This is a genomic window from Polyangium jinanense, assembly GCF_028435265.1.
Classification (GTDB): Bacteria; Myxococcota_A; Polyangia; order Polyangiales; family Polyangiaceae; genus Polyangium; species Polyangium jinanense.
Map to the genome: position 1 here is coordinate 967433 of NZ_JAGTJK010000001.1, position 23556 is coordinate 990988.

The following is a 23556-nucleotide window of genomic DNA, read 5'->3' on the forward strand; positions in this document are numbered from 1 at the left end:
GTCCTAGAGCCTCGACCGCGCCGCGTGCAGCGCGGCCCAATGCGGCGCCTTGCGCTTGCTCACTACGGTTTCGAGATACCGCCGCAGTTTTTCCAAGTCCTCGGCGTTATCCTTCACCGCGGCGCCCGCGAGGCAATCGATCACGTCGCCCGGGTGCGGCGCGCCGTCGCCGAGGAACGCCGCCCGGACGCCGACGGCATGCGCGACGGAGACCGCTTCGGCCGTGGAAAGGACGGTCGAGAGCCGCTCGACAGGCTGGCCATCGCCGGAAACGCCCGTGCGCAGCTCGCGGAACGTGGTGACGAGGACTTCGAGCACCGGCTCGGGCAAGGTCATCTTCACGCCCGAGGCGTCGAGCAGGCGCGTGGATTCACGGCGGACGAGCTCGATCTCGGCTGCGAGGTCGCCGATCGGGAAGAGGGTTTCGAAGTTGAAACGGCGCTTGAGCGCGGCGCTCATTTCATTGACGCCGCGATCGCGGGTGTTCGCCGAGGCGATGATGTTGAATCCTTCGCGCGCGAAGACCACGCCTTGCTCGCCGAGCTCGGGGATCGTGAGGACGCGGTCCGAGAGAATCGAGAGGAGCCCGTCCTGCACCTCGGCGGGGCACCGCGTGATTTCCTCGAATCGAACGACCTTGCCTTCTCGCATGCCCGTGAGCACGGGGCCGGGCACGAGCGCGCGTTCGCCCGGGCCCTCGGCGAGGAGCAAGGCGTAGTTCCACGAATATTTGATCTGGTCCTCGCTCGTGGCCGCGCTGCCTTGCACCGTGAGCGTCGATTGCCCGGAGATCGCCGCGGCGAGCAGCTCCGAGAGCCAGCTCTTCGCCGTGCCCGGCTCGCCGATGAGCAGAAGCCCGCGCGAGGTCGCGAGCGAGACCATGGCTCGATCGATCACCGCGGAATGGCCCACGAATTTCGGCTTGATGTCGCGCGCCGGATCGCCGAGCACGAAGGCCCGCACCGCCCGCGGCGAGAGCTTCCATCCGGGCGGGCGAGGGCCCGTGTCCTCCGCGGCGAGCCGCGCGAGCTCGTCCTTAAAATGCAGCTCCGCCGGGGCGCGCTGCAGGCCGGCCTGTTTCTTTTTCACGAGGCGCTCCCGAGCTGCACGATGTCCCGCACGAGCTCCGAGAACACGACGGGGGTGAGCTCCCCGAGCTTGAAGCCGTCGCGGTTTTTCGAGACGTACACCTCGCCGATCTCCTGCTTCGGCTCCGTCATCTGCATGTCGGCGCCGATGCCGGTGCGGAGGGCCAGCGCGGCCACGACGCCGCCGGGCAAACGCTTTTCCATGTCCCAGATCCAGCCGGCGTCCTGCGGCTCCCCTTTGCGCCAGCCGCGCTCGACGAGGCCGAGGAGTTTGCCCACGGGGACGAACTGCCCCGCGCGGCGCTTGATCGAGTTGTCCTTCGCCTCCACGTCCGTCGGGGCATACGTGTCACGGCCGATCTGCGGGAAGGGCTGAAGAATGTTGTAATCGCCGAGGATCTGGCCGAACGCCGCGCGCGTCGCGTCCGGGAGCGCGAGCGGGTGGACGATGCCGACGAACGCGTTGTCGGGCAAATCGAAGGCCGCGTCGCCGGCGTCGGCGAGCGAGCTGTCCTCGGCGACGCGGAAGGCATTCAGGTATTTGCCCTCCTCGGTGTAGACGCCCCAGATGAGCCGCCGCACGAGGTGCACGAGCAGCGGATGTTCGAGGAAGAGCGCGCGGAACGAGCTCACCTCCCAGCGTCGCTCCGCGCACATCGCGAGTTCGAGTCGCGTGATCTGGTTCTGGGCGATCGCCTTGACGTCCTTCTTGAGCGCCTTCCAGGTCGTATCGGCCTCTTTCGCCTTCATGGCGTCATCCGATTTGCCCGGCTTCGGCAAATCCGAGAGGGTTTTTCCGGACCCATCCATGACGAACGGCTTCAAGGCCTCGTCGAATCCGACGCGGAATTGCCGCGGGCCAAAATCGAGCGTGCGCGAGCCGTCCTCGTCGAGGTCGAGGTCGGGCACGAGCCGATCGGCGAGCTCATCGGCGGAGAGGCCGCGGTTTTGCGCGACCTCGTCCATTTTCGCGCGCGCTTTCTCCTGGAGGCCCTTGAACTTCACCTTCTGCGCGACGCCATTGAGGTGCATCAACGCGAGGTCGGAGCCGATGCGCGCGAGGATGTCGAGGCCCGAGACGGCGCGGGCCTGGAGGTTTTCCCCGGGCCAGGCGCGAATGAGCGGCGTGAGCTTGCGCGCGATGTTGTCGCCGCCGAGCAGCCCGAGCTGCTGAAAGCCCCACGCTTCCTTGGAAGGAGCGCCGGCCCGCTGCCATTCATTGAAGAGCGCCCAGGAGAACTCCTCCAGCGAGGCGGGATCACAGGCCGTGAACACGTCCTCGAGGCCAGCATACACGTTTTCCGGCGTGGAGATCGCTAGCATGACGAGGAGGGCCTCGACGGAGGGTCGCGGCAAGGCTTTGGAGCGGCCGGCGAGGAGGAGCGTCGGCAGGGCCTCGGGCTTGGCCCAATCGCCGATCTTCGGCAATTTCGCAGGGAACCGGTCGCGCGGGTCCGTGGAGAGGACGGCCTTCACGGCGGCCTCGACCTCGGAGCCATAGGATTCGGCGACCTCGCGGACGATTTCGCCGTGGCCCTTCGCGACCAGGAACCGCACGGCTTCCTCCGCGCGCTCGCGCGCCTGGGAATGAGGTCCGACGGCCGTGGGGATGAGGCCGACTGCCGCGGCTTTCGGGAACTTCAAGAACCACCGCTCCGCCGGTTTTCGCGCGGATTTTAGGGTGCGCGCGTGGGCAAAAAAGGTCGCGAGCCGCGGGGACTCGACGACGTCGGCGAGGGCGGCCGCGAAGTGCGCGGCATTGCTGGAGGCGATGCGCGGATACCCGCCGATCGCGTCGACGCCGAGGACCACGAGCGGGACGAGCAGGGCATAACCGGCGTCCCACGCCGTCGCGGGCCATTCGGCGAAGGCTCGTTTCACGTCCGCGTCCGAGAGCTCGAGCAACCTGCCCGAGACGTACTTGCCGGACCAGCGGGCGCCCAGGTTCTGGGAGGCTTCCTCGAAGGAGAGCGTCGCGGTTTTTATTTGCTGCTCGCGATCCGCTTTCGCCTGCGAGAGTTCCCCGTAGGTGTCGTGCAGCACCTCGGGGTAAGGCTGCATCGCGGCGCGTACGACGATAGGCAGCGCGGTGGACCAACGGCCCGAGATCCAAGGTGGATCCAGGAGGATGCGGGGCAATTCAATCGGGGAGGCTTCGGGCCGCGGAGCCATCTTTTCGCGGAGCTTCTGGAGGGCCGTGCGCGCGGCGGGGCGAAGGTCGAGTTTGTCCGCGAGGCCCGGGTGTGCGCGGTCGATCGCGAGGAACACCGGCGCGGCCCGATCCCCGAGCGCCGAGGCCGCGGCGATCGCGTCGGCGAGCGGGGGAATGGCGAGCGCGGGATGCTTCGCGAGCCATTGATCGGCGACCTCGGCGATCTCGCGCTTCTGCGTCAGCTGCGAGACCATGAGCGAGGCGGTCTCGGGCCCGCGGACGTATCCGGCGACATGGAGGCCCTCGACGATGCTGCCCGGGTAATCGGCGTTGTCGCAATGGAGCCGGCAAACCGGGACGACGTCCGCGCCGCACAGGTCGAAGAGCTGCCAGAGATGGTTCCCGAGGTATGAGCTGGCGTACGACATCCCGACGGCCTTCTTCGCGAGCTTGACGAGCATGGGGCGCGAGTACGCGAAATGGAACTCCGGCTTCATGCCGTCCTTGTCCCACGAGGCCCGGGCGTACCCCTCGATGTGACCGTCGCACGCGAGCCAGTCCTCGCCGAGCGCGTCCGCGAGCGGCGTGTGGTCGGCGATCAAGGTGAGGACGAGACGCTTTTGCCAGTAGGAGAACGTCGGCCAGCGGGCCGTGACGGCCGCGATGACGGCGGCATGCGCCTCCTCGGAAAGGTTTTGCGTGTAAAACGCGAAGACGGTCATCGCGTTCAATGCGATCTCGAAGGGCCCCGTGGTCTCCGGGTAGAGGTGGAACGCGCTGAACTCTTTCGCCTCGCCCTTGCGGACCTGGGACGGGTAGGGGTCAACGCGGACGCGCATCGTGGCAAGCACCGCGTCGATGAGCCACGACGGGCCATCCTTGGCGATCGAGGGCTCGGCGACCGCACGCAAGAAAGGCAAAGCGGGCGTCCCCAAGGGCACGTCGAGCACGCTGAGGGCGCACGCGGCCGCGAGCGGCGAGAGCGGCGTCGGGCCTTTGCCGTGGAGCCAGGCGACGAGCTCGCGAATGGTTGGCGCGAGCTCGGCGGGAATCGTCATCTCGTCCCAGGAGTAATGGCGTACCCAGCCGGCCCACGCCCTCTGCACGGCCTGCCAGGGGTCAGCCGCGAGCTCCTCGGCCGTGGGTCGGAGGGCCCCTTTGCGATGGGGCATGTCCAGGCTCGCAAGAATGACCTCGGGCGGAGCGATCTCGACCACGACGGGCGCCGCAGGCAGAGGCGCGGGCGCGGGTTCGTCCGCGGAGGCCTGCGGGGCGCTCGCCGCTTTCGGGGCCGGGGCCGGCGCCGCGCTCGGAGCGGCAGGCGCCGCGGCGGCCGCAGCCTTTTTGGGAGCCGGGGCCGGCGCCGCCGACGCGTCCGAGGCCGCGACCTCGACGTACCCTTTTTTGGTCTTCTCCGCGACGAGCTTGTCGTGCTCGGCCTGGGCCTTCTGATCGCTCGGAAAATCCTTGACCTGGCTTTGACCGGCCGTGCCGATTTTGCCCCACTGGATCGAGAGCTGCGAGCCATCACGCTCGATCTGCCAGAACTTCTTCGAGGACCCGTCCACGAACTCGAACCGACGCATGGCGCGGGAGGCTACCACGCGTGCGGCGAGCGATGGTAGAACCTCCCGTGATGCGTCGCCTCGCGAACGTCGCCCTCGCCCTCACCCTCGCCCTCGGCACGCTCTCGGGAGGGGTCGCGCGCGCGGACGCCCCCGCGAAGCCCGCCGCGGCGCTGTCCGACGACGAGAAGATCGAAAAGGACGTCGAGGCGCTCTACGGCGCGGGAAAGTACGGCGAGGCGCTCGCGGCGGCGCAGAAGCTCGTGGCGCTGCGCGAGCAGAAGTACGGCAAGGAGCATCCGAAGACGGGCTCGGCGCTGTCCGATCTCGGCGGGATGTACCTCGCGACGGGCGATTACCCGAAGGCCGAAGGGTTTTTGCGGCGTGCGGTCGAGATTCTGGAGGCGTCGAAGGCGCCCGACGAGCTGCTCGCCACGGCGGTCGGCAACCTCGCCACGCTGCTCAAGAAAAAAGGCGATACGAAGGGCGCGGAGAAGGCCTACGAACGCGCCATCGCCCTCGAAGAGAAGGGCGGCGCGGCGCGCGAAGCGGCCCTCGGGACGGTGCTCGCGAATCTCGCCGGGCTTTACATGGCGAGCGGGAGATTGGTGCAGGCCGAGAAGCTGTTTCTGCGGGCGATCGCCCTCCACGAAAAGAATGGCCCCGAGCGTTCGCTCCTCATCGACGTCGGCAGCCTTGGCGCGCTGTATCGAGGCATGGGGCACTACCACAAGGCCGCCGAGCAGTACAACCGCGCGCTGCCGATCGCCGAGCGTGTGCACGGGACAAACCACCCCGACGTGGGCCGGCTGTACCACAACATCGCGGTGTTCTTGACGGGGTCGAGCCAGAAGGACCTCGCCGAGGAGCATTATCGAAAAGCCGAGGCGATCCTCACGAGGACGCTCGGACCGCGGCACCCCGATCTCGCCTCGGTGTACAGCGACTGGGCGCTCCTGCGGACGCGGTCCGGCTGGAAGCAGGCCATCGACCTCTACGAGAAAGCGCTCGACATCGAGGAGCAATGGCTGGAGAGCGCGCTCGTCGGCGGCTCGGAAGAGGACAAGACGCTGTATGCGTCGCGCCTCGAGACGATCATGGATCGGGTCGTCTCGTTCGAGTTCGGAAGCAATGGATTGGGCCGGCCGGAAGTCGCGCGGCTCACCCTCGGCGCGATGCTGCGCAACAAGGCACGCGTGCTCGAAGCGTCGGCCGCGCACGTGGGCGCATTACGCGAGCGCATGAGCCCCGAGGACCGCAAATTGCTGGACGAGCTCGCCCGGGTGCGTGGCGCCTACGCGGCCGCCATGACGCGGGGGCCGCGCGGAATGACCGTGGCCGAGCATAACGCCGAGACGGAGCGGCTTCGCGCGGAGGCGGATGCGATCGAGGCCCAGATCGCCGAGCACAGCGCCGGGTATCGCCGCGGGAAGGCGAAGGTGACGGTGGAGGCCGTCGCCGCGCGGATTCCGAAAGACGCGGTGCTGATGGAGTTCGTCCGGTACCAGCCGCGGAGCATCCATTTCTACAGCGCGGCAAGCGAAAGACTCGGCGGGCCGAGGTACATGGCCTACGTGCTCTGGCCGGACGGGAAGATCCTGCACCACCAGGTGCCGGTCAGCGCGGCCGAGGTCGATCGGAAGGTCGAGATCATCCGCAGCGGTCTCGCGGACCCGGCCGCGAAAGTTCGCGACACCGGGACGCAGCTCGCGCTCCTGCACGCCGTCCTCTTCGCGGAGGTCAGCGACCATCTCGTCGGGGTGAAGCACGTGTTGATCTCGCCCGACGCGGCGCTCGCCCTGGTGCCGTTCGGTGCGCTGATCGGTCGCGACAACAAGTATTTGATCTCGAAGTATTCGTTCACCTACCTCTCGACGGGGCGGGATCTCTTGCGGCTCGGCGCGAGCGGCGTGAAGCGGTCGGCGCCGCTGCTCGTGGCGAACCCCGATTACGATGCGCCAGGCGAGGCAGGGGCGACGGCGCTGCCGGACGCGCCGAAAGGCGCGTTGCCCACGATTGCGCGGGTGAAGTTCTCGTCGCTGCCGGGCACGGCGGAGGAGGCGGAGGCGATCCGGGCCCTCGTGCCCGATACGGCCGTGAAGCTCGAACGCGTCGCCACGGAGACGGCGCTGAAGCAGGTCTCCTCGCCGCGGATCCTGCACGTCGCGACACACGGATTTTTCCTGGGCAACGACGGCAAGGCCGGGCAAGGAAAGGCGCGCGGGCTCGAGCTCGAAATTCCGCCCGAGAACCTGCCGCACGTCGCGTCGGAGGTGGACGGGCGCAAGCTGCCCGTGCCGCACCCGATGTTCCTTTCGGGCATCGCACTCGCCGGCGCGAACGTGCGCAAAGGGCAGGCCGACGACGGGATCCTCACGGCGTACGAGGCGTCATCGTTGGACCTCCAAGGAACGGAGCTCGTGGTGCTGAGCGCGTGCGAGACGGGGCTCGGCCTGCGCGCCGGGAGCGAAGGCGTGCGGGGGCTCCGTCGCGCGCTCGTGCTTGCAGGATCCGAGACGCAGGTGATGAGCCTGTGGCAGGTGGATGACGAGGCGACGCGCGACCTCATGACGAGCTACTACCAAAAGCTCTTCCGCGAAGGAAAAGGGCGCGCCGAGGCGATGCGCGAATCGCAGATCCGCCTGCTCGAGCGGCCGGAATACAGCCACCCGTACTTCTGGGCGAGCTTCATCGTGTCCGGCGCATGGGGGCCGCTCGAAGGCGTCTCCCCCGCAAAGGCGGAGTCCGCGGCGCGCGGCGTCGTTCCGCCGGGTGGAGCGCGGGGCTGCGGATGCGAGGTCGCGGGAACGAACGAAGGCACGCAGGCGGCCGGGGCCGGTGCTCTGGCGCTCCTTGCGCTCGCGGCCGCGCGCCGCATTCGTGTGGCTCGCGCGCGAGCGGGGCGATAAGCTCGGCCCATGTCGCGAAGGCTCTCCGGCATGGGGGACGTCGATCCCCTCGCCGTACCTCTCCCGCATGGGACGGAGGTGACGACCCGTGTGGATCGGACGCTCGGCGAGCGTCTGGTCCCGCAAGGCGCGCTCGGTCGCGTGGTCGGGTCCGGCCGGGGGGTTTGGGGGCACAGCTCGGCTCCGCCGAGCGGAGCCCCCAACGTCGAACGGGAATTTTTCGATGTGCTCGTCGTCGGCGTGGGGACCGTGCGGTATTCGCGCGAGGAGCTCGTGCCGCGCAAGGTCGGGCAGGTGCGCTACGCGCGGCGGCGCGAGGACGCGTGGTCGGCGCTCTTGCCGTGCGTGGTGGTCGACGCGGTCGTCGGGTCGCGGACGTGGGGTTTGTCGGACGAGAACTCGGACGAGGATCGGCGCGGGGTGTTCGTCTTGCCGTTCCCGTTCATGACCGGGCTCGTCGAGCCGCCGCAGGACCTCGTGTCGGAGGACGGCAGCCGCACGTACTGGGAGATGGGAAAGGCGATCCGGCAGGCGCTCCGGGCCGATCCGAACACGCTGGAGATGCTGTTCGCGGCCGCGTCGCAGCCGGCGAGCGAGAAGGACCCGATGGGCCGCTGGCTCATCGAGGCGCGCGACGCGTTCGTCTCGGTGGAGATCCACGCGAGCTTCGGCCGTTACGCGCTCTCGCAGCTCTCACGCCTCTCGCACGACACGCGCCTCGCGGAGCATCGCGCGATCGTGCTCGGGTGGCTGCGCGAGGATCCGACGCTCGGGCTCGACGAGGCGGCGGCGCGGCTCGCGAAGGAGACGGACATCGTGGCGCCGACGCCCGAGGACGCGATTCTCCGCGCGCGCGAGTACCTGAAGCAGCTCTATCGTTCGATGGCCGATCAGGGCTTGCTCGAAGGGCGCGAGTGGACGGCGCTCGCCGCGTATGCGCGCGCGAGCGAGGGTTCGTCGTTGCCTACGCCGCGCGAGCTCCGGCCGAAGAATGCCTACAACCTGGTGCGCCTCATCGATCTGTCGATCCGGTGGCTCCGGACGGGCGAGCCGGAGCTTTGCGTGCGGGACGAGCTTCGACCCGTGCTGCTCGACATCAAGAAAGGGCGTGTGCCGCTCGCGGAGGTGATCACGCTGGCGGAGTCGCTCACGCCGGAGCTCGAAGCGGCGCGGCGGGAGAGCAAGTTGCCGCGGCGCGCGGACGTGCGGCGGGCCGAGGTTGCTTTGCGCAGGGTCCGCGAGGAGGCCGCGCGGAGGTTTTTCGAGGGCAGGGAGGGGCCCTTCGGCAAGGACGCGCCGACCGCACCGGAGGCGCGCTGGGACGAATGAGGGATCAATGACGAAGGCGATCGAGCTCGTGATGCAATTCGACGTCCTGCCCGATGCGCAAGCGAAGGTGGCGCGCGGCGTTCTGGAAGAAGAGGGCAAGGCCCGCGAGCACCTCGTCGTGCTCTTGAGCGGCGCGCACGCGTACGGGTTCGCCTCGCCCGACAGCGATCTCGATCTGAAGGCGGTGCACGTGGTGTCGACGTCGCTCCTCGTGGGGCTCGAAATGGCGCCGGCCGCGCGGGATCGCATGGAGGTGATCGAGGGGGTGGAAATCGATTACACCTCGAACGAGATCGGCCCCGTGCTCGCCGGGATTCTCGGGGGAAATGGCAATTACGTGGAGCGGATCCTCGGCGCGCCCGCGCTCGTGAAGAGCCCGCTGCTCGAAGGGCTGCGCCCGCTCGTGCGCGCGGCGCTGTCGCGGCGCGTGTTCCGGCATTACGCGGGGTTTGCCCAGAACCAGCGCAAGGCGGCCGAGGAGGAGGGCGGGACGACGGCGAAGCGTGTGCTCTACGTGCTGCGCACGGCGCTGACGGGGACGCACCTGCTTCGCGCGGGCGAGGTGGTGACGGACGTGGCGAGGCTGTTCCCCGAATACGGGTTCGAGGAGGCGAACGCGCTCGTCACGATGAAGCGCGCCGGGGAACGAACGAAGCTGTCCGCGAAGGAAGCGAAGCGATTCCGCGAGAGCCTCGACCGGGCGATGCGGATGCTCGAAGAAGCGCGCGACAAATCGGTCCTGCCCGAGACGCCCAAGGACGAGGCGTTCCGCGCGCTCTCGGCCTGGCTCATCGCGCTTCGCAAAGAGCGATTTTGAGGCGTATCAGCCGCGTGCCTTTCCTGCCCGCACGAGCCGCCCCGGCCGCGCTCCCGTGAATCGACCGTTCTCCACGATGACCTCACCGGCCACGAGCGTGGCCACGTAGCCCTCCGCCTGCTGCATGAGGCGTTGCCCGCCGGCCGGCAGGTCGCGCTGCATGAAGGGGGACCGGAGGCGCAGGTTGTCGAAATCGACGATGTTGATGTCCGCCCGCTGCCCCGGCTTCAAGGTGCCGCGATCGGCGAAACCGAGGAACCGCGCGGTGTCGTGCGCCTGCATTTTCACGAGGCGCTCGACGGGGATCTTGCCCTCGGCCCGGTCGCGGGCCCAGTGCGTGAGCAGGAACGTCGGAAAGCTCGCGTCGCAAATGGTGCCCACGTGCGCGCCGCCGTCGCCGAGCCCCGGCAGCGAGAGCGGGTGCAGGAGCATGCGGCGAACCACGTCGAGGTTCATTTCGGTGTAGTTGTAGAGCGGGAAATAAAGGAGCGCGCGGCCGTCCTGCTCGAGCATCGCGTCATAGATGACCGAGAGGAGCGGCTGGCCCCCGCGGGTCGCGTCGCCCGCGAGGCTCGTGAGCCCGGAAGGCTCGTAATTCGGCGATTCGCCGAGCCGGAAGAGGCGCATCGCCACGAGAAGCGGGTTTGCCAGGAAAAAGTCTGCGAGCGGCGGCAAGGGGCTACCGTCGCCGGCGACCTTTCCGCTCTTCTCCGAGAGGAGCCGGGCGCGGAAGGCGGGATCACGCATCTGCGCGACACGCGCTTCGAGCGGCAAGGAGGCAATTTCCTTGTAGCTCGGGAAGCCCATGAACGGGTGGAACGTGGCCGTGAGGCCGAGCAAGACGCCAATGGGGCGCGCCGCGACCTGGCAACGAATGTCCCGGCCGGCGAGGGCGGCGCGCTCGGCGCGCTCGTAAATGCGCTCCCATTGCCGCGGGGCATGATCGCGTTGCATGGTGGAGACGCTGAGCGGGCGGCCGGAGGCCTCGGCCATCCGTTCGAGCAGGTCGAACTCGGCCGGAAAAATCTCCTCGCCGCGGAACATGTCGAAATCGCTGACGGCCTGGATGACGCCGTGCGAGAGGCCGGCGAAGGCGCGGGCGATGCCGGAGAGCTCGCCCTCGCGCGCCTCGGAGCCGGGGGTCGGTTTGCCCCGGGCGCTCCTGTGGTTGTCGGTGCGGCCCGTGGAGAAGCCCGCCGCGCCGGCGAGGAGCGCCTCCCGGAGGAGCGCGCGCATCGATTCGATGTCGGATTCGGTCGCGCTCTCCTCGGCGACGGCGCGTTCGCCCATCACGTACACGCGCAGGGCGTCGTGCGGGACCTGGCAGACGAAATCGATCGCGCGTGGCCTCTTTTCGAGGACGTCCATGTACTCGGAAAAACTCTCCCAGCCCCAGGTGAGGCCCTCGGCGAGGGCGCTGCCGGGGATGTCCTCGACGCCCTCCATGAGCTCGATGAGCTTTTCGTGGTCGCTCGGCCGTACGGGCGCGAATCCGACGCCGCAATTGCCCATCACGCAGGTCGTGACCCCGTGCAGCGACGAGGGCGCGAGCTCCTCGTCCCAGGAGATCTGGCCGTCGTAGTGCGTGTGGATATCCAGAAAGCCAGGGATCACCAGGGCACCGTGGGCCGAGATCGTGCGCGCGGCGCTCTCGGCGCAGTCGCCGACGTCGACGATCTTGCCGTCCTTGATGCCGATATCGCCGGAGAAGCGCGGCGCGCCCGTGCCGTCGACGAGGGTGCCGCCCACGATCTTGACGTCGTACATGGCGCCGATCATCGGCCGAAGCCCGAGGCCCTGGCAAGCGCATTCGGACCCGGCGCGCGAGGGACGCGTCTCGGACGGAGGGGCCGCAGGGGAGCGAGGTTTCGGCCTCGCTCCCCGGAGCCGGGCTCTTTATCGGCCGCGGATGCGATCGACGAGCTCGGTGCGGATCTGCGGGTTGTGGCTGCCGCGCGGGATGCGGTCGGGCACGATGATCGCGTAATCGGGGTGGTCCCATTGCGACCGGTCGGTCCAGGCGCTCGAGGTCACGCCGAATCGCTCGCCCTGCCACTTGCCCTTGAGGTCGTAGGTGTACTCGCGCGAGTCCTCGATCGTGCCCACGAAATTGCGATCTTCGACGTGCGGGCTCGCAAGGAAGAGCCAGGTGCGGACGTGCGCGACGGTGCTGTCGTCCTCGTCCTTTTCGACCCGCGTGATCGCCTTCCACGCCGGCTCGTTCCACACCTCGGGGCCCGCGTCCTCGTCGATGATGAAGGCGCGTTTGCGGCCGATGAGCTCGGTCTCGATGACCCGGTGCAGCTCGTGGGGCCGGACGTCCTCGTAGACGTCGTCCCATTCGCCGTCGAATCGGGTGCCGACGAGCGTGAGCGGCGGGACCTTCTCGTATGTCTTGAGAAGGAGCGCCTTCAGGTCGCCGACCGAGAACGTCACCTCGCCGTGCGTCACGGAGCGTGTCGGCTCGGGCTCGAGGATGGACGCCAGTGCCCACGCGTCGCAGAGACCCGACCACGAGGCCGCGCGCGGCTGGTAGAGCTCCTTGCGCTCGTAGGCCGCGGCCGACGTGCGCGTATTGCCGGCTTTCTCCGCCCAGACGTCGTATTTCTCGAGCGTCGAGGCCTCGCCGTTTTTCCCCTGGAACAAGGTGTCCTCCCAGAGCGGATACCACCAGGACGACCAGGGTTTTCTCGTCGCTTCCGCCGTGCGCTCTCCCTTCTCGACCCAGAAGAGGGGCTGACCCGCTACCGAGCCACCGGTGCCGCTGCCGCCGGTTCCACCACTGCCGCCGGTGCCGCTGCCGCCGGTTCCGCCACCGCCGCTTCCGTCGCTGCCTCCATGTCCGCCTGTATTGTCCGGACAATCCTCGACCGGCTCGCAATCCGGTTCGCCGCCGCCGGTGGTCGTGGTGCCGACGACGCCGCAACCGGCGCCTACGAGGCCGATCACGAGGATGGTAGAGGTCGTCACGATGCGAATCGCCATGAGCCGTCTCCTTGGATGTTTGTCCCGGAATGCTCAGGGGATTTTTAAAAAGGCCAGGCGGCCGGGCCACGCGGCCCGGCCGCCTGACGAGCGCGCTCACTTCATGTCAGCGCGACTTCTTCACCGCGACTTGTTGCCGCCCGCGAGGCCCGGGAGCCTCGGGAGCTGCCCGCCGATGCTCGGACGCACGCCGCCGATCTGCCCGCCCGGGAGCGACGGCTGCATGCCGCCCGGCTGCGACGGCTGCATGCCGCCCGGCTGCGACGGCTGCGCGCCGCCCGGCTGCGCCTTGCCGCCATTCTGCGCCGGAGCCACCGGCGGCGCCGGAGCCTTCGGGGGCTCATTCACGAGCGCGGGCGCCGCGCACATGTCGTACACGCGACCCGTCGCGGTGCGCGTGGCGAGCTGCTGGTTGCCCTTGACCGCGGTGTCGAGGCGGGCCTTGCAGAAGTCGTTCATGTTGCCCTGGAAGTTCTGGATCTCCTGGCACGAGAGCGAGAAGCTCTGCGTATGGGAGACCTGGACCTCCCTGAAGCGCGGGCACATCGTCTGCGAGATGCCATTCTCCACCGATTGGTCCTGCCGGATGACGTAATACTTGTCCGAGCTCAGCGACGCCGTGATCTGCCGCGAGTTATCCATTTCCACGCGGTCGGTCTGCTCGGCCTCCCAGACGAGCTGGGTATCCTCGCAGGTCAGCCGGATGGCATTCGGCTGGCGCTGGCTCTGGAACGCCGCGGGATTCTGACAGGCCGACTGGAGCTGCTGCCACGAGAGCTGCTTGAGCCCCGCGTTCTGACCAGCCCCCGTCTCCGCGAAAGCCGTGGCGCCGAGAGCGAAGGTCGAGACGAGAGCGGCGGCTGCGATATGCTTGAGCATGGGATCCTCCTCCACTTCGTGTCGCGTTCCGAGACCGGGCGAGCGCGCCTCGGCCGGCTTCGTTCACGCAGCCAGGACCCATTGCAAGGCTCCTGCCGTCCCCGGTCCCGAGCGCACTTCAGCGTGAATTCGTGGCGCCGACGCTTCCGAGGCGAGATCCGTCCGATCCGGACGGATACAGGGAGCGGGCGTCTTCCCGCACATGACCGGCACGGACCGTCACGCCCGACCGATAAGGAGTCCCCCAGGCGTCCGTCCGTGCAGGGAAGCATCGCCCGTCCCTGCACACCACGGCCCATTCGTCAGTGACGGAACCAACGGGGGGTCATTCGTCGCTTCATCGAGGAAAATCGCGGTACTTGCGGAGGCGTGGGGCGGGCGACAGGCCGGAGAACCTGCACTCGACGAGGGCTCGCGAAAAGCGGGCGTCGATTCTGTCCATCTTGCCGTTCCTTCGTGATCCGGTGCAAGATGGTCACTCGGGCCGGGGCACGCGGGAGAGAGGTGGAGTCCATGTTCTCGATGGATGGCATTCCCTTCGCGCCGGGAACCTCTCCCTTTCGCTGCAAAGGCGTGCTTTACGTGGACACGCTCGATTTCCTCGACGAGAACGTGCGCGGCGGGCGCGCCGTCGTCCTCGATCGGGTGACGAATGCCGCACTGCGTGAATTTCTCGGCCGCCCGTTCGTGGTCGGGGGCTGGTACGATCTGTTTCCGCTGCTCGCGATGCACGGATCGGCGTCCGTGGTGATGGCGCAGCCGTTTCTGGAGATGATTCGAATGGTGTCGCGGGCGCGGATTCCGCGGCAGTTCACGAAGCTCTACAGGTTTCTGCTCAAGATGGCGTCGCCCGAAATGACCATGCGAAACCTGTCTCGCATCGTCGGCGCGTATTACGATTTCGTGCGCGTGGACGTGGCGGAGGTCCGGCCGAAGACGTTCGTGTTGAGCGCCTCCGGGGTCCCTTCGATCGCGGCGCCGGCCTACATGGTGGCGACGGAGTTCGGGGTCGTGCACGCGCTCGAGCTCGCGGGCGCGCGGCGGGTGCGGCATCGGTGGCTTTCCCAGGTACCAGAGGGGCGCGCGCACGGGATGGACGTGGTGCGCGTGCGGCGCGAGGTGAGCTGGGAGTAGCGCATCGAATGGTTCGATGCTGCGAGATCGCGTAGCGAGCTCGCCTCGGGGGGTGAATCGACCGGGCTTTGCCCGGACGAGAGGGGGACGCGAGGCGTCCCCCTCGGGACGAGAACGTCGACAAAAACCCGAAGGTGCGCTAGTCGGTCGGCCGTGGACCTTCTACGCGAGTTCTTCTCCAAGCTGCGCCACCTCGAGGAGCTGCTCACCTGGGGCGGCTACCCGGTGCTCATGGCCATCATCTTCGCCGAGACCGGGCTCCTCGTGGGATTCTTCCTTCCGGGCGACTCTCTGCTCGTGACGGCGGGCGTGCTCGTCAACGCGGATCTGATCAACCCGCTCAAGCTCCCGACCTTCTCGAACCTCCTGCTCTTGAACGCCGTGCTCTGCGTCATGGCGATCGTGGGCGATACGGTGGGCTACTCGATCGGCTACAAGGCGGGCCCGAAGCTCTTCAACCGGGAGCAAAGCCTGTTTTTCCGGCGCGACTACCTCGTGGCCACGCAGAAGTTCTACGAGAAGCACGGCGGCAAGACGATCGTGCTCGCCCGCTTCATGCCGTTCGCCCGCACGTTCGCGCCCGTCGTCGCCGGCATCGGCGCGATGAGTTATCGCCGCTTCATCATGTTCAACGTGTTCGGCGGCATCGGCTGGGTCGTATCGATGACGTTCCTCGGCTACTTCCTCGGCAAGGTGCTCGGCGCGAAGCAGATCGAGAAGGTCGTTTACCTGATCATCGTGATTTCGGTTCTGCCGCCCATCATCGGGGCAATCCGGACGCACCTCGCCTCGAAGAAGGCGGCGGCCGCGGAGAACGCGAAGTCCTCGTAATTCAACTCGGGAGCGGCTCGGGGACGACACGCATGGAGATGCCGTCCCGGGGCCGGAGCGTGATTCCCGGCTCGGGCTCGATGGTCTGTCCGGGAATGAGGTCGAGGCGGACGCGGCGCAGGATCGTGGCGAGCACGAGCGTCCCCTCGACCATGGCGAAGCTCGATCCGATGCACTGGCGCGCGCCGCCGCCGAACGGAAAATAAGCAAAACGCGGCATCCGGGCGAGCGCGCCGCCGGCGAAACGGTCGGGATCGAACCCTTCCGGGTTCTCCCAGTACGCGGTGTGGCGGTGGGTGACGTAGGGGCTCAAGAGGACGAGGGAATCCCTGGGGATCGTATACCCAGCGACGATATCGTCCTCGGCCGCGCGTCGGGAAATCATCCACGCCGGCGGATAGAGGCGCATCGATTCCTGAAAGACGCGGCCGACGAGGTCGAGGGCGGCGAGGTCTCCGAAGTCGGGGAGGCGATCGCCGAGAACACGGAAAACCTCGGCGCGGGCGCGGCGCCGGACGTCGGGGTGCGTGGAGAGCAGATAAAAGGTCCAGGCGAGCGCGTTCGCCGTGGTCTCGTGGCCCGCGGCGAACATGGTCATGACCTCGTCGCGGAGCTGGCGGTCGGTCATTCCTTCGCCTGTTTCGGGGTCACGCGCGGCCATGAGCATGGAGACGAGGTCGGTGCCGGTCTCGCGCGCCTTGCGGCGGTGCTCGATGATGCGGAGGACCTCGCGGTCGAGGACGGCGACGGCCTCGAGGAATCGCCGATTGTCGGGGGTGGGCACGCTGCGGGGGATCTTGAGGATCCGCGTGAGGTTCTTGCGCGTGTCCTCGAGGATGAAGTCGAGGGCGCCCGCGGTCGCGGCGGCGTCGATGGGCACGTCGGTGCCGAGCAGGGTCTCGGTGACGATCCGCAAAGCGAGGCGCATCATCTCGTCGGCGACGTCGACGGGCGCGTCGGGGCGAGGCCTGCGCATCCAGCCGTCGACGAGCTCGTCGGCGGCGCGGACCATGACGCCGGCGAACGCGGCGATGCGTTGCTTGTGAAAGGCCGGCTGCGCAATGCGGCGCTGCCGGCGCCAGAAGTCGCCCTCGCTCGTGAGCAAGCCGTTGCCGAGGACCGGGCGGATCGCGTCGAGGCCGGGGGTTTGCTTGGTAAAACGTTCGGCCGCGTCGACGAAGACGTACTTGATGTGGTCGGGGTGGCGGAGGAGGTGGGCTACGTGCCGCGGGCCAGGGCCGAATTGAAAGCGGACGACGTCGCCGTAGGTATCGGCGGCGTCGAGGAAGATACGGATGCGATCGTGGCGAAGCGCGGGGAGGTTGCCGAGGAGCGGCACACCCGGAGGTCCCGGCGCGAAGGCGGCGGAGGGCGAGCGCGAGGCGGAGGCAGTCGTCACGGGAGCAGCGTAGCAGCGAGGGCACGTCGCGGGGAGATCCGGTGTAAGATGCCGCTATGCGAGCGCAATCGATCCTGATTTTGGTGGTTTTTGCAGCCGGCCTGTCCGCCGTCGTCACGGCCTGCAGCAACGAGGGCGATGGGACCGCCGGGAGCGGGGCGTCCGGCGCGGGAACGGGTGCGTCCGGGGGCGGAGGCGGGAGCGGGGGCGGGAGCGGCGGCGGCGGCGGAATCGGGGGCGGGAGCGGCGGCGGAGGCGGAAGCGCGAGCGGAAGCGGAAGCGGCGGCGGAAGCGGCGGCGGGAGCGCAAGCGCGAGCAGTAGCAGCGGCAGCGGCGGCGCGGGGGGCGGCAATGGCGTGGGCGCGCCGTGCAATGGGGGCGTCGGCGGGTGTGATCCGGGTCTTTATTGCAATGCGCCGGGGTGCGGGGCGGGCGTTTGCGCGCAGAAGCCGCCGCCGGGGCTGCAATCGCAGGACCCCGACCTCGTGTGCGGGTGCGACGGCGTCACGTACTGGAATGCGGACATCGCCAAGGTGCTCGGGTCGAGCGTGAAATCGGCGGGCGCCTGCCCCGCGGCCGAGGCGGTGGCCTGCGATCCGCAGACGCCTTGCCCCGGGGGGCGTCATTGCAATCGTATGGTCGCGACGGCGAACGCCTGTTCACCCATGGCCATGGGCGTTTGCTGGGGCATGCCCATTTCGTGTTCCGTGACCGGGGCGAAGGCGAAGGGCTGCGCCGGTGGGACGTGCTTCGATCAGTGCAGCCTGATCCATAGCCAGAATCCCTGGTACGACGATGGCGGCTGCCCCTGAGGCAGAAGGCGGGGAGGGAAGCGAGGCGCGCCGACGCGGTTACTGCGTCGTGATCGCCTTGAGGTCGAGCATCTCCTCGACGCTCGGCACCACGATGAGGTCGCAGCGGCGGTTCTTTTGGCGACCCTCGTCCGTGTCGTTCGACGCGATCGGGTCCGTGTCGCCGAAGCCGGCGGCGCTCCACTTCGCGGTCGGCATGTTGCCGCCCTTCTCGCTCACGAGGTAGAGCAACACCTCGCGCGCGCGCATCAGCGACAGGCCCCAGTTGTCGCGGAAGATGCCGCCTGCGAGGGGCTTGTTGTCCGTGTGCCCGGCGACCTGGTAGTCGCGGCCGAGCAGCGAGGCGTCGTTCTTGACGATGTTCGCGACCTTCAAGAGGATCTCCTGACCCTCTTTCTTCAGCGTCTCGCGGCCCGAGTCGAAGAGCACGTCGCCGGGGAGCGAGATGACCATGCGGTTCTTGCGGATGTTCACCGCGAGGCCGAGTTTCGTGAGCTCGTCGAGCTTCTTGCGCAGCATCTCGAAGCGCGCCTTGATCTGCTCGAGCTGCTTGGCGCGCGCCTTGTACTCGGCGAGCGCCTTCTCGCGCTCCTCGAGCGTCGAGCTCAGCGCCGACACCTTCGTCGCCGACGCCTGCAGGCTCTCGTTCAGCTTGCTGATGTCGACGCCGGCGTCCGCGAGCTTCTTCGTCAGGTCCGAGACCTTCGCCTGCTCCGCCGCGAGCTCCTCGGCGAGCTTCTTTTGCGCGGCCGCCGCGGCCTGCTCGCTCGCGTTCTTGTCGGCCAGGAGCTGGTTGTACTTGCCGAGCTGCGCCTGCCACTCTTCCTCGGAATACCCGCAGCCGCTCACAGCGAGCGCCGCGGCGAGCGTGGAGGCAGCAAGGATGCGCACGTTCATGACATTCTCCCCGGTGCATCCCAGGGGAAAATACGTCCCTGGGACGAGCAATCCTTGAACCGTAGCGAGGTCGTCCGTCCCGCGAAAGTCCATTCCGCCAGAAGCCCCGGGCGGATCCCGCGGACTCGGCCTTTCATGTAGGGATTCTTGCTTCGAAGACCCGGGGAACCCCCTGCCTCCCGGTTCCGGTCTACGCCCGAGTCGTGATCTTGCTCGCTTGCCGCACCCGCGAAGGACAAACCAGCGGCGTCGAGACAGACAAACCAGGCACCGGGAAGACAAACCGGGCGGACCCGGGATCCTCCGCGGGATCACGCCGATCTCGGTCGCATACATCCCTTCCCTGACAGAGGCGGGAAAGTCCTCGAACCAACGGCCTTGACTGCCCGATGGCTCGCTTATTCCCGATGCGCCAGATCGTTCGCGTTCGCCGGGACCGAGTTCGTCCCGGCCCGGTCGCGCCGCCGCGCAGGCAGAAGGAAGGCGTGGTGGCGACGCCGCGCGACTCCGGCCGCGCCGCCGCGTGAGAAGACCCAACCGCCGGAGGAGGTCCGATGCGATCCGTCCGTCCGAGTTTCATCGCTTCCGTGATCGTCTGCGCCTCGCTCGGGGCCCGCGCGGCCCACGCCGCCCCACTCCCGTCGCCCGTGGACACGCTCGCCGACGTGCTGCGACAAACCGCCGCCGTGATCGAAGGCGACGTCGAGGACGTGAGCTTCCATTTCGACGAGGTGGAAGGGCCGCGGACGGTCGCGACCGTGAAGAACGTGTTCGTCCACCTGGGATCGCTCGGCAAGTCGCCGCCGAGCTCGCTCCAGATCCGCTCGTTCGGCGGGTACCTGCCCGACGGTCGGGAGATCGTCGCGACACACGTGCCCGAGCTCGCCACGGGCAAACGGTACTTCCTGTTTCTGCGCAACACCGAGTGGACGCTGTCGCCGATCGCCTTCGGGCACGTGTTCCGCCTGGACACCGTGGGGAAGAAGCGCGCGCTCGTGGACGCCTACGGGCGGCTCGTCGCAGGCGTGGGCGCGACGGAGATCCTGCCCGGACCACTGCTCTGGACGCGGCCGAGCGGCGCGGTCGATGCTTCGACGCCGCCGCGGCTCTCGACGTGGATCACGGAGGCGGACGTGGATCGAGCCCTCGACGCCGTGGAGCTCGCCGAGGCGCTGCGCATGTTCGCCCGCGCGACCGGCGCGTGGCCGCACGGATCGTTCTCGCCCGCGCCGATGTCGGCCGGCCCGTGGCGGCGCGTGACGACGTGGCGCGCGCCCACGCCCACGGAGAGCCCCGCGAGCACCGAGGGTCTGCTCGCGTGCTTCGACCCGCCCGTGGGCCTCTCCGACACGTCGACGAAGGAGCTCGCCGTGTGTGAAGACGGAGGTGCGCCGTGATGCGCATGCATCCGTTGATCGTCGCTGCGTGCTTGGTCCTCGCGTGCCTCTTGCTCACGAGCCACGCCGAGGCGTTCCGCTTCCTCACGTGCAACGGCAAGAACGTCCGGTGGAAGTCGCCGTTCGGGCTCGTGCAGAACCTCTGCAGCATCCCGTCGGGATCGAGCCAGGCGAAGGCTTACGCCGCGGCGATCGGGCAGTGGCGTGGCGTCGGCGGCATGCAGGACGCCGTCTACCACTACGGATCCTGGTCCGCGGCCCACTGCTGGGTGGATCTCGACGACGGCTGGAACGATGTGGCGCTCGTCGAGGCGTCGAGCATCGACGGCTCGCTCGGGACGACGGTGATCGTGCGCAGCTGCGATCAGATCGACGAGGTGAACGTGCTGCTCGCGAACCTGTCGACGCAGAGCTTCGACAACCCCGACGAGGCGTTTGCCTCGGGCGCTTGCCCGTACAGCCCGACGCGGACGGGCAGGTCCACGTTCCTCCACGAGCTCGGCCACGCGCACGGTTTGTCGATCTCGTCCCCGGGAGGCGCCGACAACCACACGCTCGACTTCACGGTCATGCGGCCCTCGCCGCCCGTGCCGCTCGGCGGCGGGCCGAGCGCGATGTTCGCGCAGCCCATGCCGGACGACGCGGCCGGCGGGCGCTTCCTGTACCCGTCGACGGTCGGCGAGACGAACCTGATGGCCTCCGCGCAGCGTCTCACGAACGGGAAGATCCAGAGCACGGCCGCGTGGCAGACGATCCAGCGCTGCCGCGGCGACACCTTCTCGTTTCACTTCACCACGGCCAACACCGGGACGAAGAGCGTGGCATCGGACCAGCGCTTCTTCATCGCGACGAGCCCGACCGCGCACGCGTGGGCGGGGATCACGCTCGGGACGTGGTTCGGCGCGACGGTGAACGCGGAGAAGCAGGTCCACCCGAGCGTGACGACCACGGTGCCGTGCGGCACGCCGAAGGGTTTGTACTGGCTCTACCACCAGGTCGACGCGGGCAACGCGGTCGTGGAGAGCTCGGAGAGCGACAACGTCATCCACAACCCGCTCACCATCCAGGTGCTCGACTGCGGGTGCTGAAGCCAGAGGATACGTCGATGAAGGACGAGAAAAACCAGTTCCTGCTGCGCGCATGCGCCGCGTCCGCAGCCCTCTGCACCACGGCCTGCTCGGTGGGTGACGTGAGTGATCTGTTCGCGTTCCGGACGACGGCCGTGGACGACGCCCTCACGATCCGGATGCCCGACGGGCGTGTCTTCCGCGGCGATCCGGCGAGCATCGAGGTGCGCGCGCCGCTGCCGAACGGACCACCGTCGACGGCGTCGGTGACGCTCTCGACGGCCGATCGGCGCGGCTACGGGCTCAGCGTGGCGTTCGACATCAGCACGGATACGCTGCTCGACCAGAGCTTCTCGGTGGCGCTCACCGACGGCTACGGCGGAGGGACGCTCGCGCATCTGTCGCAGAGCGGCGCGCGGATCATCGGCCCGGGGACGCTCTCGCTCCGGACGTCGACCGGCAAGATCACAGGGCAGTTCGAGACGGAGGACGAGACGTTCCCCGCGGGGACGATCGAGGGGCGGTACGAGGTGGTTTGTCTGGTCCTACCGGAGATGCTGGGCATGTCGCCGAACGGCGAGGCCTCGCAGGGGACGTGGATCCTCGTGGAGGACGAGGCGAAGACGAGCAAGTTCTGCCAGACGTTTGCGGGGCTTTAAGGCAAACGTTCGCGGGAGCGCGCGGGGGCAAGCTCGCTCTGGAAGCGCATGCGCCGGAGGGAGCCGTCGACCATGACCGCGAGGCGCTCCATGACGACGCGCTCGTTCGCGTCGCGCGTGGCGAAGACGTACGCGAAGCACTTCTTGGCCCAGCCGCCGAAGGCGAGCACGAAGCCATCGGTGGGCTCGCCGTTCGTGGAATGTGGGCCGAGGAGGACCTCGACCAGGGTGTCGTGATCCGGAGGCACCGCGATGTGCGAGGCCGAGACGAGGCGGCGTCCGTCGCGTGAAGGTAGGTCGCGCCAGGTGCGCGCGCGCGCCTCGCATCGCGCGCGGCTTCCAACTTCGTCCTCGCGCCACGTGCGCACGAGCAGGACCGAGCTCGTCGCCTCGTGCCGAGCCACGAGCCAGCGCTCGGTCCGATCGTCGACACGGAACGCCGAGCCGTCGGGCAGCGGCAAGGAGAGGTCGAAGCGCGCCGAGGTGAACGTCGTGAAGGACGAGGCCGCGGCGATGGCGTCGGGCGCGGGCTTCGGCGCCGCGCTCCCCGCGGAGGGGAGCGGGCGCGGCGGGTTTGTCTGGGGAGAGGGCGCGCTGCCGCAGCCGCAGAGAAGGGCGAGGGCGAGCGCGAAGGGCGCGCGCACGGTCAGACGCGCGTGAGCCACTCGGGGTGCGAGTTGTCCTCGCCCCGCACGATGCCGAAGAAGCGCTGCTGCAGCCTGCGCGTGATCGCGCCGACCTGGCCCTCGCCGATCGTGCGATCATCGACCTCGCGGATCGGCGTGACCTCGGCGGCCGTGCCCGTGAAGAACGCCTCGTCGGCGAGGTAGAGCTGATCACGCGTGATCATCTCCTCCGACGCGGGGATGCCCTCCTCGCGCGCGAGCGTGAGGATCGTGTCGCGCGTGATGCCCTCGAGGATCGAGGCCGAGAGCGGCGGCGTGAGCAGACGGCCGCGGCGCACGATGAAGATGTTCTCGCCCGAGCCCTCGCTGACGTAGCCGTTCGGATCGAGCAGGATCGCCTCGTTGTAGCCGGCGATGCGCGCCTCGCGCTTGGCGAGCGAGCTGTTCGTGTACTGCCCCATCATCTTCGCCTTGGGCAAACCCACGTTGATGTGGTGCCGAGCGAACGCGCTGATCTTCGCGCGGATGCCGCTCTCGGTCGCGCCCTTGCCGAGGTACGCGCCCCAGTGCCATCCGACGACCGTGGTGCGCACGGGGTTGTCGTGCGCGTACACGCCCATCGGCCCGTCGCCCATGTACACGAGCGGGCGGATGTAGCCCTCCTGCATGTCGTTCTGACGGAGGAACTCCACGGTCGCGTCGGCCACTTGCTGCCTGGTGAAACGCGGCTGGATCGCGAGCAGCTTGCAGGTGTCGAAGAGCCGATCGATGTGCTCCTTCAACCGGAACACGTACGTGCCGCCGTCGGTCCTGCGATAGGCGCGGATCCCTTCGAAGGCGCCGAGCCCGTAGTGCAAGGAGTGCGTCAGGATGTGCACCTTGGCGTCGTCCCAGTCGACGAACTCGCCTTCCATCCAGATCTTCTTCAGCTTGTCGACCATCACGCGCTCCTTCGGAGGTTCGTCGTTCCGACGCTTCGTTCGATGCCGCTTCCACCCCGCGTTCGCCGT

18 protein-coding genes are annotated in these 23556 nt (G+C 68.4%); 9 read left to right on the top strand and 9 right to left on the bottom strand.

Annotated elements, in window-relative coordinates; genetic code table 11:
- Nucleotides 1-3: 3 nt before the first annotated feature.
- Nucleotides 4-1089 (bottom strand): AAA family ATPase, encoded by a 1086-nt coding sequence (locus KEG38_RS03930; protein WP_272417629.1) that lies wholly within the window; start codon nt 1087-1089, stop codon nt 4-6.
- The gene (locus KEG38_RS03935) at nt 1086-4826 is read right to left on the bottom strand and encodes a DUF4132 domain-containing protein (protein ID WP_272417630.1); all 3741 of its coding nucleotides are present in this window, start codon (nt 4824-4826) and stop codon (nt 1086-1088) included. The genes KEG38_RS03930 and KEG38_RS03935 overlap by 4 nt, the downstream gene beginning before the upstream one ends.
- A gap of 50 nt (nt 4827-4876) precedes the next feature.
- On the opposite strand from KEG38_RS03935, the gene KEG38_RS03940 reads away from it, so the two are divergent.
- Genes KEG38_RS03940 through KEG38_RS03950 form a run of 3 tightly spaced genes read left to right on the top strand, consistent with a single transcriptional unit; the run spans nt 4877 to nt 9860 of the window.
- Nucleotides 4877-7714 carry a CHAT domain-containing tetratricopeptide repeat protein gene (locus KEG38_RS03940; RefSeq protein WP_272417631.1) on the top strand — a complete coding sequence of 946 codons (2838 nt, stop codon included), beginning with the start codon at nt 4877-4879 and terminating at the stop codon, nt 7712-7714.
- A 9-nt stretch (nt 7715-7723) separates the two neighbouring features.
- Nucleotides 7724-9043, top strand: coding sequence for a DNA polymerase beta superfamily protein (locus tag KEG38_RS03945; RefSeq protein WP_272417632.1), 1320 nt, complete (start codon nt 7724-7726; stop codon nt 9041-9043).
- A gap of 7 nt (nt 9044-9050) precedes the next feature.
- Complete coding sequence (locus KEG38_RS03950; RefSeq protein ID WP_272417633.1) at nt 9051-9860, top strand: nucleotidyltransferase domain-containing protein; 810 nt, start codon at nt 9051-9053, stop codon at nt 9858-9860.
- Nucleotides 9861-9866: 6 nt separating this feature from the next.
- Here the strand turns inward: KEG38_RS03950 and KEG38_RS03955 are convergent, their stop codons facing one another.
- The 3 genes from KEG38_RS03955 to KEG38_RS03965 all read right to left on the bottom strand — a co-directional run bounded on the left by KEG38_RS03955 (nt 9867) and on the right by KEG38_RS03965 (nt 13724).
- Nucleotides 9867-11627 (bottom strand): N-acyl-D-amino-acid deacylase family protein, encoded by a 1761-nt coding sequence (locus KEG38_RS03955; RefSeq protein ID WP_272417634.1) that lies wholly within the window; start codon nt 11625-11627, stop codon nt 9867-9869.
- Between the two features lie 129 nt (nt 11628-11756).
- On the bottom strand, nt 11757-12845 hold the full coding sequence (locus KEG38_RS03960) for a hypothetical protein (protein ID WP_272417635.1): 1089 nt from the start codon (nt 12843-12845) through the stop codon (nt 11757-11759).
- A gap of 120 nt (nt 12846-12965) precedes the next feature.
- Nucleotides 12966-13724 (bottom strand): hypothetical protein, encoded by a 759-nt coding sequence (locus tag KEG38_RS03965; RefSeq protein ID WP_272417636.1) that lies wholly within the window; start codon nt 13722-13724, stop codon nt 12966-12968.
- Nucleotides 13725-14237: 513 nt separating this feature from the next.
- Here KEG38_RS03965 and KEG38_RS03970 point away from each other — a divergent pair.
- Together KEG38_RS03970 and KEG38_RS03975 are read left to right on the top strand one after the other, a co-directional pair.
- On the top strand, nt 14238-14858 hold the full coding sequence (locus KEG38_RS03970) for a hypothetical protein (RefSeq protein ID WP_272417637.1): 621 nt from the start codon (nt 14238-14240) through the stop codon (nt 14856-14858).
- Nucleotides 14859-15011: 153 nt separating this feature from the next.
- Nucleotides 15012-15689: a VTT domain-containing protein gene (locus KEG38_RS03975; protein ID WP_272417638.1), complete on the top strand. Its 678-nt coding sequence runs from the start codon at nt 15012-15014 to the stop codon at nt 15687-15689.
- A 1-nt stretch (nt 15690) separates the two neighbouring features.
- Here the strand turns inward: KEG38_RS03975 and KEG38_RS03980 are convergent, their stop codons facing one another.
- Nucleotides 15691-17088, bottom strand: a complete 1398-nt coding sequence (locus KEG38_RS03980) for a cytochrome P450 (RefSeq protein ID WP_272417639.1) — start codon at nt 17086-17088, stop codon at nt 15691-15693.
- 56 nt (nt 17089-17144) lie between these two features.
- Here KEG38_RS03980 and KEG38_RS03985 point away from each other — a divergent pair, with 56 nt between their 5' ends.
- The gene (locus KEG38_RS03985) at nt 17145-17900 is read left to right on the top strand and encodes a hypothetical protein (protein ID WP_272417640.1); all 756 of its coding nucleotides are present in this window, start codon (nt 17145-17147) and stop codon (nt 17898-17900) included.
- Nucleotides 17901-17939: 39 nt separating this feature from the next.
- Here KEG38_RS03985 and KEG38_RS03990 read toward each other — a convergent pair whose 3' ends face one another.
- Nucleotides 17940-18797: an OmpA family protein gene (locus tag KEG38_RS03990; RefSeq protein ID WP_272417641.1), complete on the bottom strand. Its 858-nt coding sequence runs from the start codon at nt 18795-18797 to the stop codon at nt 17940-17942.
- A gap of 554 nt (nt 18798-19351) precedes the next feature.
- Here KEG38_RS03990 and KEG38_RS03995 point away from each other — a divergent pair.
- Genes KEG38_RS03995 through KEG38_RS04005 form a run of 3 tightly spaced genes read left to right on the top strand, consistent with a single transcriptional unit; the run spans nt 19352 to nt 21920 of the window.
- Nucleotides 19352-20194 (top strand): hypothetical protein, encoded by an 843-nt coding sequence (locus KEG38_RS03995; RefSeq protein WP_272417642.1) that lies wholly within the window; start codon nt 19352-19354, stop codon nt 20192-20194.
- Nucleotides 20194-21282: a hypothetical protein gene (locus KEG38_RS04000; RefSeq protein ID WP_272417643.1), complete on the top strand. Its 1089-nt coding sequence runs from the start codon at nt 20194-20196 to the stop codon at nt 21280-21282. Before KEG38_RS03995 ends, KEG38_RS04000 begins: the two co-directional genes overlap by 1 nt.
- A 17-nt stretch (nt 21283-21299) precedes the next feature.
- The gene (locus tag KEG38_RS04005; protein WP_272417644.1) at nt 21300-21920 is read left to right on the top strand and encodes a hypothetical protein; all 621 of its coding nucleotides are present in this window, start codon (nt 21300-21302) and stop codon (nt 21918-21920) included.
- Here KEG38_RS04005 and KEG38_RS04010 read toward each other — a convergent pair.
- On the bottom strand, nt 21917-22564 hold the full coding sequence (locus KEG38_RS04010) for a hypothetical protein (RefSeq protein WP_272417645.1): 648 nt from the start codon (nt 22562-22564) through the stop codon (nt 21917-21919). The two genes, KEG38_RS04005 and KEG38_RS04010, sit on opposite strands and share 4 nt — an antisense overlap.
- 2 nt (nt 22565-22566) lie before the next feature.
- The gene (locus KEG38_RS04015) at nt 22567-23487 is read right to left on the bottom strand and encodes a branched-chain amino acid transaminase (RefSeq protein ID WP_272417646.1); all 921 of its coding nucleotides are present in this window, start codon (nt 23485-23487) and stop codon (nt 22567-22569) included.
- Nucleotides 23488-23556 lie beyond the last annotated feature (69 nt).